This is a genomic window from Sphaerisporangium sp. NPDC049003 (genome assembly GCF_043197795.1).
Taxonomy (GTDB): Bacteria; Actinomycetota; Actinomycetes; order Streptosporangiales; family Streptosporangiaceae; genus Sphaerisporangium.
The window spans coordinates 176,978-191,686 of the sequence record NZ_JBICTU010000021.1 but is presented as its reverse complement, the minus strand read 5'-3'; the positions used below and the strand labels follow the sequence as shown (position 1 = coordinate 191,686).

Below are 14,709 nucleotides of genomic sequence, written 5' to 3'. Positions count from 1 at the left end.
ACACGCGGGGTGGTCCCATCACTGGCAACCGGGTGGTCCCATGCTCGTGGCAGAAAACCACCCTCGGTGGTCCCATAAGCCTGGCCGGCGACATGGCAGCGACGGTGAGCAAGGCGATAATCCACCTGAGCACACGCATGCGGCTATTATCCCGGGCCTCCCCGAGAAGCACATTGAAACCAATTCAGATCTGTGGCCGATTTCCGCGCGGTCCTGGCGGCGGCTCCTTGGCGCCGCTGACCGGGAATCGGCGCCTGCCGCGGCTAGCCCGGCCTTGACGTGGGGTGGGCTCCCGGCGTGCCGGTGCCGGTCTCGCCGCCGGGCTCGGTGGGCTCGGTGGGCTCCAGCGGCGGGGCTCCCAGCTCGCAGGCCGCCCTGCGCTCGGGCTCGCGGAGCGCGTTGGTCCTGATCGTGACGAAGGTCAGGACCGCGGCGCAGGCCATCATGGCGGCGCTGACCAGCATGGCCGCGCGGAAACCCGAGGTGAAGGCGACCGGCGAGGTGTAGGCCGCGCCGGTGAGGCCGACGAGCGGGGGGATGGCGGCGACGGCGAGCAGGCTCCCCGTCCGCGCGACCGCGTTGTTGACGCCGCTGGCGACCCCCGCGTAGCGCTCCTCGGCGGTGGCCAGCACCGTCGCGGTGAGCGGGGCGACCGCGGCGGAGAGCCCGACCCCGAAGAGCGTCACCGCGGGGAGCACGTCGAGCAGGTACGACGAGCCGGGCCCGACCCTGCTCATCAGCAGCAGGCCGCCCGCGCACATGAGGATGCCGGCGGTCATCGGCAGGCGTGGCCCGATCCGCCGGCCGAGGTCGCCCGCGCGGGGCGACAGCAGCAGCATGAGCAGCATGACCGGGAGCATCGAGCATCCGGCCGCGACGGGGGAGAAGCCCGCGGCGACCTGGAGCTCCACGACGAGCAGGAAGAAGACCACGCCCATCGCCGCGTACATGATCAACGTCACGATGTTGACGGCGGTGAACTCCCGTGAGGCGAACACGCGGACCGGGACCAGCGGGGACACCGGGCCGATCCGCGAGCGGCGCGCCTCCAGCACCACGAACGCCACTCCGAGCGCGACGCCCGCGACCGCGGCGACCAGCGGGACCGCTGAGCCGCGCTCGATGAGCCCGTAGGTCAGCCCGGCCAGCGCGAAGGCGGCGAGCGCCGCGCCCAGCACGTCGAACCGCCCGGTGGTCGTCTCGTCGCGGGTCTCGGGAACGTGCCGTACGGCCGTGGCGACCACCAGGGCCGCGATGGGCAGGTTGATCAGGAAGACCCACCGCCAGCCCGCCGTCTCCACGAGCCAGCCGCCGAGCAGGGGGCCGATCGCGCCGGCCACGCCGCCGAGGCCGGACCAGACGCCGACGGCACGGGGACGGTCCTCGCGGGCGAAGGACGACTGGATGATCGCGAGCGACCCCGGCGTGAGGAGCGCCCCGCCGATCCCCTGCAGCGCGCGGGCGACGATCAGCGTCTGGATGCCGGGGGCGAGCCCGCACAGGGCCGAGGCGACGGCGAACCAGGCGACACCGATGACGAAGATCTTGCGCCGGCCGTACCGGTCGCCGAGGGAGCCGCCGAGCAGGATCAGCCCCGCCAGCGTGAGGGTGTAGGCGTTCACCGTCCACTGGAGCCCGGACATCGAGGCACCGAGGTCCTCGCCCAGCTTCGGCAGCGCCACGTTGACGACCGTGCTGTCAAGGAAGGCCATCCCCGACCCGAGCACGGTGGTGAACAGGATCCACCGTCCGCTGGGGGAGCTCACGCGGATGCCGCCTTTGTCCATGCTGTCCATAATGCTGGACGCGCGACACGCTCAGAACCCACGGTCCCGGTCTGTCGGTGCCCTCTGGTAGGAAGATCTCGCCCTACTTAACCCCCTGCTACTGGAGACCCGCATGGACTACGCCGAGTTCACCGACGAGGTCGGCGGCCTTCGCGCTGGTGTGTACGCCGGCCTGCCCGTCACCCCGGCGCCCGAGGACGACGACGGCGGCGCGCTGCCGGGTGCCGGGGAGGCGGCCTGGCGGCTCGGGATCGACGACGACTACGACTCCGATGAGACGTTCGAGCGGCAGTTCGCCCGCTTCATGGACGCCGTGGACTCCACCGAGGTCACGGCGATCGTGATCGGATCCTGGGACAGCCCGTGGGATGTCCGCGCCGATCTGCCGATCGGTCTGCTGGCCGACAACGCCGACCGGTTTCCGGCGCTGCGCTCGATCTTCCTCGGCGCGATCACGTCCGACGAGTGCGAGATCTCGTGGATCAAGCAGGGTGACGTCACCCCGCTCCTGCGCGCCTTTCCCCGGCTTGAGAGGCTGGAGGTCCGCGGTGGCGACGGGCTGAAGCTCAGCCCGGTGCGCCACGACGCTCTGAGAATCCTGCGTTTCGAGTCCGGCGGCCTCCCCGCGCGCGTGGTCCGCGCCGTTGGCGACAGCGAGCTCCCCGCCCTCGAATGCCTTGAGATGTGGCTCGGCATCGATGAGTACGGCGGCGACACCACCGTGGCCGACCTGGCGCCCATCCTGTCCGGCGAGCGGCTGCCCTCCCTCAGGCACCTGGGCCTGCAGGACACGGAGATCCAGGACCAGCTGGCCGAGGCGGTGGCCTCCGCGCCCGTCGTCGCCCGCCTGTCCTCGCTCAGCCTGGCCATGGGAGTGCTCACCGACGCGGGAGCCGAGGCCCTGCTCAGCGGTCAGCCGCTCACCCACCTGCGCAGGCTCGACCTGCATCACCACTTTCTCGGTGACGACATGGTCCAGCGGGTCGCGAAGGCTCTGCCGGGAGTCGACGTCGACCTCTCGGAGCAGAAGGAGCCGGAGGAAGAGTGGCGCTATGTCGCGGTCGCCGAATGACCGTCGCCTTCACCGTCGTGGGCACGCCGGGTGACCGGCGGGTGACGATGTTCGGCGAGGCCACGCGAGGACGCGGGCTGCCCGATCCGGCCGTCCTGCCCTGGACGTCCGTGCTCTCCGGCGATGAGATCCGCCTGGAGCCGGGCACCCTCGTCCGCGTCGACTCTCCCGGTGAGGACCCCGAGGCAGACGCCCTGCTGCGAGGGCCGGGTGATCCGGCTCGGGCGGGCGGCGGCGCCGCCTGGTACGCCACGTTCCTCTGGGCCCTCGACCGGGTACGCCGGGCTGTCGCGCGGGCTCCGGGAGCCGTGGTGCTCGGCGACCTCGGCGAGATCGCGGTGATGTTCGACAAGCGGAGCTGCCACGCGCGGCTGTCGGCGGCGGGCGTGCCGGTGCCGCCCGCCCTGCCGGGCCCGGTCCGCTCCTACGGCGAGCTCCGCGACCGCATGGAGGCGGCGGGCTGGGCGCGCGTGTTCGTCAAGCCCGCGCACGGTTCCTCGGCGTCGGGCGTGGTGGCGCTGCACGCGGCCGGCGGCCGGGTCAGGGCCACGACGTCGGCCGTTCCTGACCCCATGGGCGTCCCGGCCGGCGCGCGTTCCGCTCTGCGCAATTCGCTCCGCGTGCGCACCTACGAGGGCGACAGCGACGTCGCGGCGATCATCGACGCGCTCGCCCCCGACGGCCTGCACGTCGAGCGGTGGTTCCCGAAGGCGTCGGCCGGCGGGCGGGTGATCGATCTGAGGGTGGTCGTCGTGGCGGGGGTGCCGACCCACGTCGTCGTGCGCGCCAGCCGCACCCCGATGACCAACCTGCACCTCGGCGGGGTGCGGGGCGATCTGGGCGTGGTGCGTGAGGCGCTCGGGCCGCGCCGGTGGGATCGCGCGATGGAGGTGTGCGCGCAGGCGGCGGCCTGCTTCCCCGGCAGCCTGGCGGTCGGCGTCGACCTGCTGCTCGGCGTGGGCTGGAAGAGGTTCGCGGTGGCCGAGGTCAACGCGTTCGGCGATCTCCTTCCCGGGCTGACGGGCCTGCCCGGCAGCGGGGCAGAAGGCCTTTCCACCTATGAGGCCGAGGTCGAGGCGGTGCTCACCGGAAGCGCCCTCGCCATGGGTCCCGCCTCCTCCGGGCGCGACCGCTCGCGGGCCGAAGGAGCGCCGGCGTGCGCGACATGAACGCGATCGTGGGCGGGCACGACATCCTGCTCGTCACGCTCGACACACTGCGCTACGACGTGGCGGCCCGGCTCGCCGAGGAGGGCCGCCTGCCGAACCTCGCCAGAGCGCTGCCCGGCGGCCGGTGGGAGCGCCGCCACAGCCCGGGGAGCTTCACCTACGCGGCGCATGCCGCGATCCTCGCCGGGTTCCTCCCGACTCCGGTCGAGCCCGGCCCGCATCCGCGTCCGTTCGCGGCGAGGTTCCCCGGAAGCGAGACCACGGCCGGGGGGACCTGGGTGTTCGACGCCCCCGACCTGCCGAGCGGGCTGGAGAAGGCGGGCTACCACACCGTCTGCGTCGGCGGGGTCGGCTTCTTCTCCAAGCTCACCGAGCTCGGCTCGGCCCTTCCGGGGATGTTCGCCGAGAGCCACTGGGAGCCCGGGTTCGGGGTCACCTCGCCGACGTCCTTCGAAGCGCAGATCGAACGGGCCGAGACCGTCCTCCGGGCCCGGTCCGCCACCCCGGCCGGGGACGGGGGGCCGGTGTTCCTGTTCGTCAACGTGTCGGCGCTCCACCAGCCCAACTGGTTCTTCCTTCCGGACGGGACGCGGGAGGACGGCGACAGCCGGGAGAGCCACGCCGCCGCGCTGGAGTACGTCGATCGGCACATCGGGCGGCTGTTCGCCCTCATGACCGAGCGGCGGCCGTGTTTCGCGATCGTCTGTTCCGACCACGGCACGGCATACGGAGAAGGCGGATATGTCGGCCATCGGATCGGCCACGAGGTCGTGTGGACCGTCCCCTACGGGGAGTTCCTCATGGAAGTAGGGGAGTGGACGTGAAAGTGAACGCGCCTGCCGCGCCGGGCCGGCCCTCTCAGGGGGCCGAGCAGGGATCCGAGAGCCCCTATCAGGGGTATGTCTATGCCTATCCGCACAAGACTGCCTATCGCCCGCTCGAACCACGGCCGTCGTTGCGCGAGGTCTGGGCGGCGGAGCCGACGGATCAGCTCTTTCTCTACCTGCACATCCCCTTCTGCGAGATGCGCTGCGGGTTCTGCAACCTGTTCACCCGTACGGGCGCGCCCGAGGAGCTCGTCGCCGCCTACCTCGACGCGCTCGAACGCCAGGCGAGGGCCGCACGCGACGCCCTGACCGAGCCGGGGTTCGCGGCCGGTGCGATCGGCGGCGGCACCCCGACCTATCTCACGCCGGGCGAGCTGACCCGGCTGTTCGACATCGCCGAGCGCACGATGGGCGCCGGCCCGCGCGTGGTCCCGCTGTCGGTCGAGACCTCGCCCGCGACGGCCACGACCGACCGGCTGCGGGTGCTGGCCGAGCGCGGGACCACCCGGCTGTCGATCGGCGTGCAGAGCTTCGTCGACGCCGAGGCCCGCGCCGCCGTACGGCCGCAGAAGCGCTCGGAGGTGGAGGCGGCGCTCGGCCGGATCCGCGAGGTGGGCTTCCCCGCGCTCAACATCGACCTGATCTACGGGATCGACGGCCAGACCACGCGGTCCTGGCGGTACTCCCTGGACGCCGCTCTGGCCTGGCGGCCGGAGGAGATCTACCTCTACCCGCTGTACGTACGTCCGCTCACCGGCCTCGGCCGCCGGGCCCGCGACTGGGACGACCACCGTCTGACCCTCTACCGCGAAGGCCGGGACCACCTGCTGGCGGCCGGCTATGAGCAGGTCTCGATGCGCATGTTCCGCCTGCCCGGGTCCGGGGAGCCGGTCGACGCGACGACGACCGTGCCGCAGGGCGGGGCGGCGCGTTACCGCTGCCAGTCCGACGGCATGGTCGGGCTGGGCTGCGGTGCCCGCTCCTACACCGGTGAGCTGCACTATTCCTTCGAGTACGCGGTCGGCGCCGGTCACGTCCGGGCGATCATCGACGACTATGTGAGCCTTCCGGGCGAGGAGTTCACGGTCACCAACGTCGGGTTCCGGCTCGACGACGACGAGCGTCGCCGCCGGCACCTGGTCCAGTCACTGCTGCAGGCCGGCGGACTCGACGGCGACGACTACCGGCAGAGGTTCGGCACCGACGCGCATTCCGACTTCGCGGCCGAGTTCGGCGAGCTCGCGAGCAGGGGCTGGCTGGAGAGCATCCCCGGCGCCGGCCCGCCAGGCGGCGTGTCGCGGCTCACCGCCGAGGGCCTCGCGCACTCGGACGCGATCGGCCCCGCCCTGTTCTCCCCCCGCGTCCGCGAGCTCATGGCGCGCTACGAGGAGCGCTGACCCGCTGGTGGCCATGGGAGGAGCGGTGAGCGGTGCGGGATGCCTGGAGTGGTGACGTGAGGGAGCCGGACGGCCATCTGTCGATTCTGTATCGAGGGCCGCTGGCCAGTTGCGACTACGACTGCCCGTACTGCCCCTTCGCCAAGCGTCGCGACTCTCCGGCGCGGCTTCGCGAGGACCGGGCCGCGCTGGAGCGGTTCACCGGATGGGTCGAGGAGCAGGACCACCCGATCTCGGTGCTGTTCACGCCCTGGGGCGAGGGCCTGGTCCGGTCGTGGTATCGCCGGGCCATGGTCATGCTCGGCCATCTCCCGCACGTGCGCCGGGTGGCGATCCAGACCAACCTGAGCTGCCGCCTCGACTGGCTGGAGGAGGCCGATCGCGACCGGCTGGCCCTCTGGGTGACCTTCCACCCCGGTCAGGTGACCTATGACCGGTTCCTCGGAAGATGCCGCGCCCTGGCCGCGCGAGGCGTGCGGCACAGCGTGGGCATCGTCGGCCTTCCCGAGCACCTCGGCCACGCGCGCCGGCTCCGCGCCGACCTCCCGGCGACCACCTACCTGTGGGTGAACGCCGCCGAAGGTCACCTCTACAGCGATGATGAGGCGGCCGGCTGGCAGGAGATCGACCCGCTGTTCGCCTACAGCCGTGACCCTCATCCCAGCGCCGGGCTGCCGTGCCGCACGGGGGAGAGCGTGATCTCGGTCGCGGGAGACGGCACCGTCCGGCGGTGCCACTTCGTGCCCTCGGTGATCGGCAACCTCTACGACGGGTCGTTCCGTGAGGCCTTGCGTCCCAGGGCCTGCCCGCTGGCGACGTGCGACTGCCACATCGGGTACGTGCACCTGGAACCGCTCGGCCTCTACGACGTCTACGCCGGCGGGGTGCTGGAACGCGTCCCACACGCCTGGCCGCCCAACCCGCCCCCTCACCCTCGGCCCGCTGGCCGCCTGTGAACGTGGTGGCCGGGTCTCGCGTCGGGCCGGTGGTCGTCTTTGAACGTGTGGGGTCGGCGAGGGACATCCGCGCGTCACGGCCTAGGAGATTACAGAATTACGATCGCTCGCAGCGAACAAGCGCAGTCTTGGGAACAATCGTGGGCTCTCATTAATTGAGTGCATGTAACTCAACCTTTGGAGTTCGCATGAGTCAGAGCCTGATCCTCCCGGTGCTGCCGCTCGACGACGAGGTCGTCCTCCCCGGCATGGTCGTTCCTCTCGACCTGTCGGACACCGAGGTGCGCGCCGCCATCGACGCCGCCCGGGCCTCCTCGAACCAGAGCAAGCCCCGGGTGCTGCTTGTTCCACGCATCGACGGCAAGTACGGCGCGGTGGGCGTCGCCGCCGTCGTCGAGCAGGTCGGCAGGCTTCCCGGAGGCGAGCCCGCCGCCGTGGTGCGCGGTGTCGAGCGGGTGCGCATCGGCTCCGGCACCACCGGGCCCGGCGCGGCCCTGTGGGTCGAGTCCACCACGATGGAGGCCGTCGCCGCCGACGAGCGCGCCGGGGAGCTGGCCAAGCAGTACAAGGCCCTTGCCACCACCATCATGCAGAAGCGCGGCGCCTGGCAGATCGTCGACGCCATCAACCAGATCGAGGAAGCGTCGGAGCTCGCCGACAGCTCCGGCTACGCGCCGTGGCTGACCACGGCCCAGAAGGTCGAGCTTCTGGAGGACCCCGACCCGGCGGAGCGCCTCGCCCTGCTGGTCGACTGGGCCCGCGAGCACCTGGCCGAGCTTGACGTCGCCGAGACGATCCGCAAGGACGTCCAGGAGGGCATGGAGAAGCAGCAGCGCGAGTTCCTGCTCCGCCAGCAGCTCGCGGCCGTCCGCAAGGAGCTGGCCGAGCTGAACGGCGAGGCCGCCTCCGAGGAGGAGGACTACCGCGCCCGCGTCGAGGCGGCCGATCTGCCCGAGAAGGTCTGGGAGGCCGCGCTCAAGGAGGTCGACAAGCTGGAGCGCGCCTCCGACCAGTCGCCCGAGAGCGGCTGGATCCGCACCTGGCTGGACACGGTCCTCGACATCCCGTGGAACGAGCGCACCGAGGACTCCTACGACATCGCCGCCGCCCGGGCCGTGCTGGACGCCGACCACACCGGCCTCGACGACGTCAAGGACCGCATCGTGGAGTACCTCTCGGTGCGCAAGCGCCGCTCCGACCAGGGGCTCGGCGTGGTGGGCGGGCGCCGCAGCGGCGCCGTGCTGGCGCTGGCGGGGCCTCCCGGGGTCGGCAAGACCTCGCTCGGCGAGTCGGTCGCCCGCGCCATGGGCAGGAAGTTCGTCCGGGTCGCCCTCGGCGGCGTCCGCGACGAGGCCGAGATCCGCGGCCACCGGCGCACCTACGTCGGCGCGCTTCCCGGCCGCATCGTGCGCGCCATCCGCGAGGCCGGCAGCATGAACCCCGTCGTCCTGCTCGACGAGGTCGACAAGGTGGGCGCCGACTACCGGGGCGACCCGACGGCGGCCCTGCTGGAGGTCCTCGACCCCGCGCAGAACCACACCTTCCGCGACCACTACCTGGAGGTCGAGCTCGACCTGTCGGACGTGCTCTTCCTCGCGACCGCCAACGTCCTTGAGGCCGTTCCCGGCCCACTGCTCGACCGCATGGAGATCGTGACGCTCGACGGCTACACCGAGGACGAGAAGGTGGCGATCGCCCGTGACCACCTGCTTCCCCGGCAGCTCGAAAAGGCCGGTCTGACCTCCTCGGAGGTCACGGTCGAGGAGGAGGCGCTGCGCAGGCTCGCCGGTGAGTACACCCGCGAGGCGGGGGTACGCTCGCTGGAACGGTCGATCGCGCGGGTGCTCCGCAAGGTCACCGCGCGGGCGGCCCTCGAACGGGCCGCGCTGCCGGTGCACGTCGGGCCGGGCGACCTGGTGGGCTACCTCGGCAGGCCGAGGAACGTCCCCGAGTCCTCGCTGCCCGAGTCGGCGCAGCGTACGGCGGTGGCGGGCGTGGCCACCGGGCTCGCGGTCACCGGCGCGGGCGGTGACGTCCTCTACGTCGAGGCGTCGCTGGCCGACCCGGAGACCGGCTCCACCGCCGTCACGCTCACCGGCCAGCTGGGTGAGGTGATGAAGGAGTCGGCGCAGATCGCTCTGTCCTACCTCCGCTCGCGCGGCGCCGAGCTGGAGCTGCCGGTCGGGTCCCTCAAGGACCGGTCCGTGCACATCCACGTCCCGGCGGGCGCCATCCCCAAGGACGGCCCCTCGGCGGGCGTCACGATGACCACCGCCCTGGCCTCGCTGCTGTCGGGCCGCCCCGTACGGTCCGACGTGGCGATGACCGGCGAGGTGTCGCTCACCGGGCGGGTGCTGCCGATCGGCGGGGTCAAGCAGAAGCTGCTCGCCGCTCACCGGGCGGGCATCACCACGGTGCTCATCCCCGCGCGCAACGAACCCGACCTCGACGATGTGCCCGAGGCGGTGCGCGAGGAGCTGACCGTCCACGCGGTGAGCGACGTGCGCGAGGTGCTCGCCATCGCGCTGACCCCCGCGACGGTCGCGGAGCCCGCCGCCGCCTGACCTGGCCCGGCACGGGCTTGCCGGGTCCGCGCGGCTCTGACGGCCCGCGCGGACAAATATGGACGAATCATCCTGTCGCTTGACAGGATGATTCGTCCATGCTGTCATGACGGCATGCTGTACGGGACACCAGAGCTGGATCCTGCCGACAAGGCCGTTCTCGGCGAGATCGAGGACATGCGCCGCGACCTGAAGTACCGTCTCGCGGAGTCCCATCGGTGGGACGGCCAGCTCAGGCGCCAGCTCCAGGCGCGCGCGATCCAGGGCTCCAACACGATCGAGGGATACCGCGCGAGTGTCGAGGACATCGAGTCGATCATGCTCGGTGAGGAGCCGCTGGAGACCTCCTCGGCGGTGACCAGCGAGATCGCCGGATACCAGCAGGCGCTCACCTACATCCGCCATCTCTCTCTGGCCCGGTCGTTCCGCTTCGACACCGGCATGCTGCACGCGCTGAACTTCATGATGATCGGCCACCACCACGACAAGACCCCGGGGACGCCACGCCCGGGTGGCATCTACGTCCGCAACTCGGCGACCGGCGAGGTCGTCTACGAGGGCCCCGACGCGGAAGCCGTCCCGGCGTTGCTGGACGAGCTGGTGGGATGGCTCAACGGCGGAGACCTGCAAGCGCCGAGCTACGTCCGGGCGGCCATGGCGCACTTCAACCTTGTCGCGATACACCCATGGCGTGACGGCAACGGGCGGATGTCCCGAGCCTTGCAAACACTGGTCCTCGGCCGGGACCAGATCCTGACCCCCGAGTTCTCCTCTATCGAGGAATGGCTTGGCATGGGGGAGAACACCGTTGACTACTACCGGGCGCTGCGTGAGGTTCAGCAGGGCGGGTGGGATCCGCACGATCGGACGCACTCCTGGATGCGGTTCTGCCTGCGGGCCCATCACATGCAGGCGCAGCGGGTGCGGCGGCGGCTCGCCGAGGCCGGGGAGGTGTGGCTCGTGCTGGAGGAGCAGGTCGACAAGGAGCGGCTCCATCCCCGGTGCGTCTCGGCGCTCTACCAGGTCTTCGTGAGCAGGCGGCTCCGGCGCGGCACCTACCAGGCCGACGAGTCGCTGAGCCAGGGCCAGGCGGCGCGCGACCTGCGCGAGCTGGCCGCCCGCGACTGGCTCACCCCGTACGGCGAGACCAAGGGCCGGTTCTACGCCCCTGGCCCGAAGATGGAGCGGGTGAAGGGGGAGTTCGCCGCCCGCGTCGAGCCGCTCCGCGACCCCTACCAAGCGCATTCCGCGTGCCGCAGGACGTAGGAACGGACCTCGTCACTCAGCGGGTCGGCGTCCGGCAGTTCTCCCGTGGCACGTCAGCCGGCAGACCGCGTAGCAGGTCAGGGAAGTGGAGCGGGGCTCGGGTCGATTGAACAGCGGCTCAGCGATCCGCTCGGTCAACGCGGTCGGTTAGGCATCCCAGGACACGACAAGGATCGTAGGTGGGAGAACAGGCCACACTGACGATGAGCCAACTATGCGGCGTTACGGGCATGAATCCGAGATCGCTTAATCTGACTAGTTTCTGATTGGCAATCGCCTGACTAGCTCCTGACAAGGAATTGTAAGTCATATCCAAGGCGTGCCTGCGAGCTTTGTGGGAGCGACGCCCACCGCTCTGCTTCGAAAGGCGCTAGCCGTTCGAGATGCTTCCCATAGTGGTGGTGTGTGGCGGCGTCGACTGTGGATGCGGGTGAGAAGTCGTGACGACGGCGTCGCATCTCGTGTTCTCGCGACTGCATTCTGTTCCCACTAATCAGTAGGAGAACACGTGAAGAAGTTCACCGGACTGGCGGCACTGGCGATGGCCACCGCCCTGATCGGGAGCATCGCGCCGACATCGGCCGAGGCCGCCCCCACGCGCGGCCCGGAGCAGCCGGTCGCCTCCTCGGCCCCCAACCGCGCCGCCACCATGGACGGCTACAAGCGGGCGCTCGCCCAGCAGGTGGCCAGGCGCCTGGACGACCCGGCGTTCCGGGGCACGATCACGCGGGACCTGGCCGACGACGGCCAGGCGGACCTCGCGTCCCTGTTCGCCTCAGTGGCGGGCGCCGGGGACGTCGCCGACTACACCCGCCGCGCCAACGGGGACATCCTGCGGCTGAAGGGCCTGGACGCCACGAACGAGTCGCTGCTCCAGGTGCGGACCGACCCCGCCACGGCCAAGCGGGTGGCCGCCGGGGACAAGGCCCTCGTCATGTTCACGCCGTCCGTCGATGAGAAGGCCCTCCGCACGGTGACGGCCTACGACTCCGCCGGTCGCGCGCACGAGATCGACGCCTTCCGGGCTCCCGCCCGGCCGGTGCTGATCGTGGGACTGGACGAGAGCAAGGTCGCGACCCTGAGCAGGGAGGCCCTCCGCCGGAAGCTCACCGAGGCGGGCATCTCCGGGACCGACCGGACGGACAACACGGCCGCTCCTTCGGCCTCGGCGGCTGTCCGGCCGCTCGGCCAGATCCGCCGCATCGCCAACTACAACGACCACGAGCCGTGGTACAAGGGCTCACCGGAGATCTACGCCTGGGTCGCGGGCGCCGGCGTCGATGGCGCGGCCCGGGTCGACACCGTCGAGATGCCCTACATCAAGACTGAGGGCGTGATCTACTCGCCCAACCAGATCCTGATCGACTGGTCGGCCTTCAAGTGGAGCGCCGTCGACGTCGTCTTCATGGAACGCGATGACAACGCCGACCTGTCCGGCCTGGTGAAGGCCGTCGTCGAGGGGGCGCTCGTCATCAGCGGGAACGGCTCCTACGTCTCCGTCGCTGACAAGATCGTCGGCGCGCTGCCCTCCGACTGGACGATCGACACCGACGACTGGGTCGACTCCTGCTACGCCATCACGCGGGTCATGGCGGCGCCCCAGTGCGCCGCTATTCCCAAGGGTATGGGCCTGGGCATGTCCCTCGTCTACCTGTAACGGGCGAAGCCGGCTCCGGCAAATAGAGCGGCCCGAAGATGACCGCGCCCCCGGCTTCTCGCCGGGGGCGCTTTTCCGTCGTCACACAACAGCCCGTCGATGCCTGTTCTCCGGGGCGTAACGGCGTTTCCAGGGCGGGAATTCGATCGCGGCGGAACGGTGTCCGGAGCCGAATTCGGCGTTCTGGCCGGAGGTACCTCAATACGCCTTTTCTCAACACGAAAAGCGCGCGGACGTACCCCCGCGCCGGACGGACCGAGAGGCCGTGTGTGAACCCAAGCCGCGGCCTTCGGTTCGGCCAGGCCCGCCTTCTCGGCTGCTCCCTGGCTCTGACCGGCCGTGCTCCCGGGGTCAACTTTCATAGTCAAGGTAGATAGGCGGCGTCGATCCTGTCAATGACAGGATGGGGCGCGCGGAGGGTCCCCGCCCGGATCCTTTCCACCGGGGAGTCGACCGAGTACCGTTCGGTTTTATGCATCCGGGAGCAGTCGCAGCACAGACGCCCGACAAACCCGCTGTGATCATGGCGGGCTCCGGGCGTGTGGTCACCTACCGCGAGCTGGACGAGGAGTCCAACCGCCTCGCCCACCTCTTCCGCTCCGCGGGGCTGCGGCCGGGCGACCATGTCGCGTTCATGCTGGAGAACCATCCGCTGTTCCTGGTGGTCGCCTGGGCCGCGCACCGCTCCGGGCTGTACTACACGGCGATCAGCTCCCGCCTGCGGTCCGACGAGCTGGCCTACATCGTGGACAACTGCGAGGCGAAGGTCTTCATCTCCTCGGCGGCGCTCGCCGAGGTCGCGACCTCGGCCACGGAGGACACCCCGAAGGTGCGGCTCAGGCTCATGATGGACGGCGTCGCGCCGGGCTTCGAGCCGTACGAGGCGGCGGTGGCCGCGCACCCCGCGACCCCCGTCGAGGACGAGTGCCAGGGCTCGGACATGCTCTACTCCTCCGGCACGACCGGGCGGCCGAAGGGGGTCAAGCCCCGGCTGGGCAAGGTGCCGCTGGAGACCCCGGGCGCGCTGCTGGAGCTCGTGCGGTTCCTTTTCGCGCCATCGGCCGACGCGGTGTACCTCTCACCGGCCCCGCTGTACCACGCCGCGCCGCTGCGCTACTGCATGACCTTCCAGCGGATCGGCGCGACGATCGTGGTGATGGAGAGGTTCGACCCCGAGCGGGCGCTCGCGCTGATCGAGAAGTACGGCGTGACGCACTCGCAGTGGGTGCCGACGATGTTCATCAAGATGCTCAAGCTCCCCGAGGCCGTGCGGAACAAGTACGACCTGTCCTCGCTGGCCTGCGCGATCCACGCCGCCGCGCCGTGCCCGGTGCCGGTCAAGGAGCAGATGATCGCCTGGTGGGGCCCGATCGTCCACGAGTACTACGCCGGCACCGAGGGCAACTGCTTCCTGTACGTGGGCTCGGAGGAGTGGCTGAGCCACAAGGGCACCGTCGGCCGGCCGCTGCTCGGCGTCACGCACGTGTGCGACGAGAACGGCGACGAGCTCCCGCCCGGCCGGCACGGCATGGTCTACTTCTCCGACGGCCCGAAGTTCGAGTACCACGGCGACCCGGACAAGACCCGCGCGTCCCAGGACCCCCTCGGCCGGGGCTGGACCACGCTCGGCGACATCGGCTACCTGGACGAGGACGGGTTCCTGTACCTCACCGACCGCCGCTCGCACATGATCATCTCGGGCGGGGTGAACATCTACCCGCAGGAGGCGGAGAACGTCCTGTCGGTCCACCCCAAGGTCGCGGACGTGGCGGTCTTCGGGGTGCCGGACGAGGAGATGGGCGAGGCGGTCAAGGCGGTGGTCCAGCCCGCGGACCCGGCGGACGCGGGCCCCGCGCTGGCGGCCGAGCTGATCGAGTACTGCCGGGCGCGCCTCGCCGCCTACAAGTGCCCGAGATCGGTGGACTTCCGGGCCGAGCTTCCCCGCCACCCCACCGGGAAGCTCTACAAGCGCCTGCTGAAGGACGAATACTGGCCCGCCGGATCCTGAGGCCGC

The 14,709-nt window shown here is 70.8% G+C and carries 10 protein-coding genes; 9 read left to right on the top strand and 1 reads right to left on the bottom strand.

Translation table 11 applies throughout. The features are described from left to right. Positions 1-263: 263 nt before the first annotated feature. Positions 264-1,787, bottom strand: coding sequence for an MFS transporter (locus tag ACGFIV_RS23515; protein WP_392837640.1), 1,524 nt, complete (start codon positions 1,785-1,787; stop codon positions 264-266). Positions 1,788-1,899: 112 nt separating this feature from the next. Here ACGFIV_RS23515 and ACGFIV_RS23510 point away from each other — a divergent pair, with 112 nt between their 5' ends. From ACGFIV_RS23510 to ACGFIV_RS23470, 9 genes are all read left to right on the top strand, one after another. After that, on the top strand, positions 1,900-2,859 hold the full coding sequence (locus ACGFIV_RS23510) for an STM4015 family protein (protein WP_392837638.1): 960 nt from the start codon (positions 1,900-1,902) through the stop codon (positions 2,857-2,859). Further along, complete coding sequence (locus ACGFIV_RS23505) at positions 2,856-4,028, top strand: STM4014 family protein (RefSeq protein WP_392837636.1); 1,173 nt, start codon at positions 2,856-2,858, stop codon at positions 4,026-4,028. The genes ACGFIV_RS23510 and ACGFIV_RS23505 overlap by 4 nt, the downstream gene beginning before the upstream one ends. Next, positions 4,025-4,852 (top strand): STM4013/SEN3800 family hydrolase, encoded by an 828-nt coding sequence (locus ACGFIV_RS23500; RefSeq protein ID WP_358556550.1) that lies wholly within the window; start codon positions 4,025-4,027, stop codon positions 4,850-4,852. Before ACGFIV_RS23505 ends, ACGFIV_RS23500 begins: the two co-directional genes overlap by 4 nt. Before the next feature lie 2 nt (positions 4,853-4,854). Then, positions 4,855-6,252 carry an STM4012 family radical SAM protein gene (locus tag ACGFIV_RS23495; protein ID WP_358556553.1) on the top strand — a complete coding sequence of 466 codons (1,398 nt, stop codon included), beginning with the start codon at positions 4,855-4,857 and terminating at the stop codon, positions 6,250-6,252. Positions 6,253-6,308: 56 nt separating this feature from the next. Continuing rightward, positions 6,309-7,208 carry an STM4011 family radical SAM protein gene (locus ACGFIV_RS23490; RefSeq protein WP_392837634.1) on the top strand — a complete coding sequence of 300 codons (900 nt, stop codon included), beginning with the start codon at positions 6,309-6,311 and terminating at the stop codon, positions 7,206-7,208. Between the two features lie 188 nt (positions 7,209-7,396). Next, complete coding sequence (gene lon / locus ACGFIV_RS23485) at positions 7,397-9,772, top strand: endopeptidase La (protein WP_392837632.1); 2,376 nt, start codon at positions 7,397-7,399, stop codon at positions 9,770-9,772. Positions 9,773-9,886: 114 nt separating this feature from the next. Further along, a complete protein-coding gene (locus ACGFIV_RS23480; protein ID WP_358559658.1) occupies positions 9,887-11,038 on the top strand; it encodes a Fic family protein in 1,152 nt (383 codons plus the stop codon). A 508-nt stretch (positions 11,039-11,546) separates the two neighbouring features. Continuing rightward, positions 11,547-12,695, top strand: coding sequence for a DUF3103 family protein (locus tag ACGFIV_RS23475; protein ID WP_358559660.1), 1,149 nt, complete (start codon positions 11,547-11,549; stop codon positions 12,693-12,695). Between the two features lie 472 nt (positions 12,696-13,167). Further along, positions 13,168-14,703 (top strand): AMP-binding protein, encoded by a 1,536-nt coding sequence (locus tag ACGFIV_RS23470; protein ID WP_358559662.1) that lies wholly within the window; start codon positions 13,168-13,170, stop codon positions 14,701-14,703. Positions 14,704-14,709: the final 6 nt, after the last annotated feature.

Bases quoted from the DNA above. Each gene is read 5' to 3' on its own strand.
- ACGFIV_RS23515 (WP_392837640.1), bottom strand. From the start codon at position 1,787: ATGGACAAAGGCGGCATCCGCGTGAGCTCCCCCAGCGGACGGTGGATC.
- ACGFIV_RS23510 (WP_392837638.1), top strand. From the start codon at position 1,900: ATGGACTACGCCGAGTTCACCGACGAGGTCGGCGGCCTTCGCGCTGGT.
- ACGFIV_RS23505 (WP_392837636.1), top strand. From the start codon at position 2,856: ATGACCGTCGCCTTCACCGTCGTGGGCACGCCGGGTGACCGGCGGGTG.
- ACGFIV_RS23500 (WP_358556550.1), top strand. From the start codon at position 4,025: ATGAACGCGATCGTGGGCGGGCACGACATCCTGCTCGTCACGCTCGAC.
- lon (WP_392837632.1), top strand. From the start codon at position 7,397: ATGAGTCAGAGCCTGATCCTCCCGGTGCTGCCGCTCGACGACGAGGTC.
- ACGFIV_RS23480 (WP_358559658.1), top strand. From the start codon at position 9,887: ATGCTGTACGGGACACCAGAGCTGGATCCTGCCGACAAGGCCGTTCTC.
- ACGFIV_RS23470 (WP_358559662.1), top strand. From the start codon at position 13,168: ATGCATCCGGGAGCAGTCGCAGCACAGACGCCCGACAAACCCGCTGTG.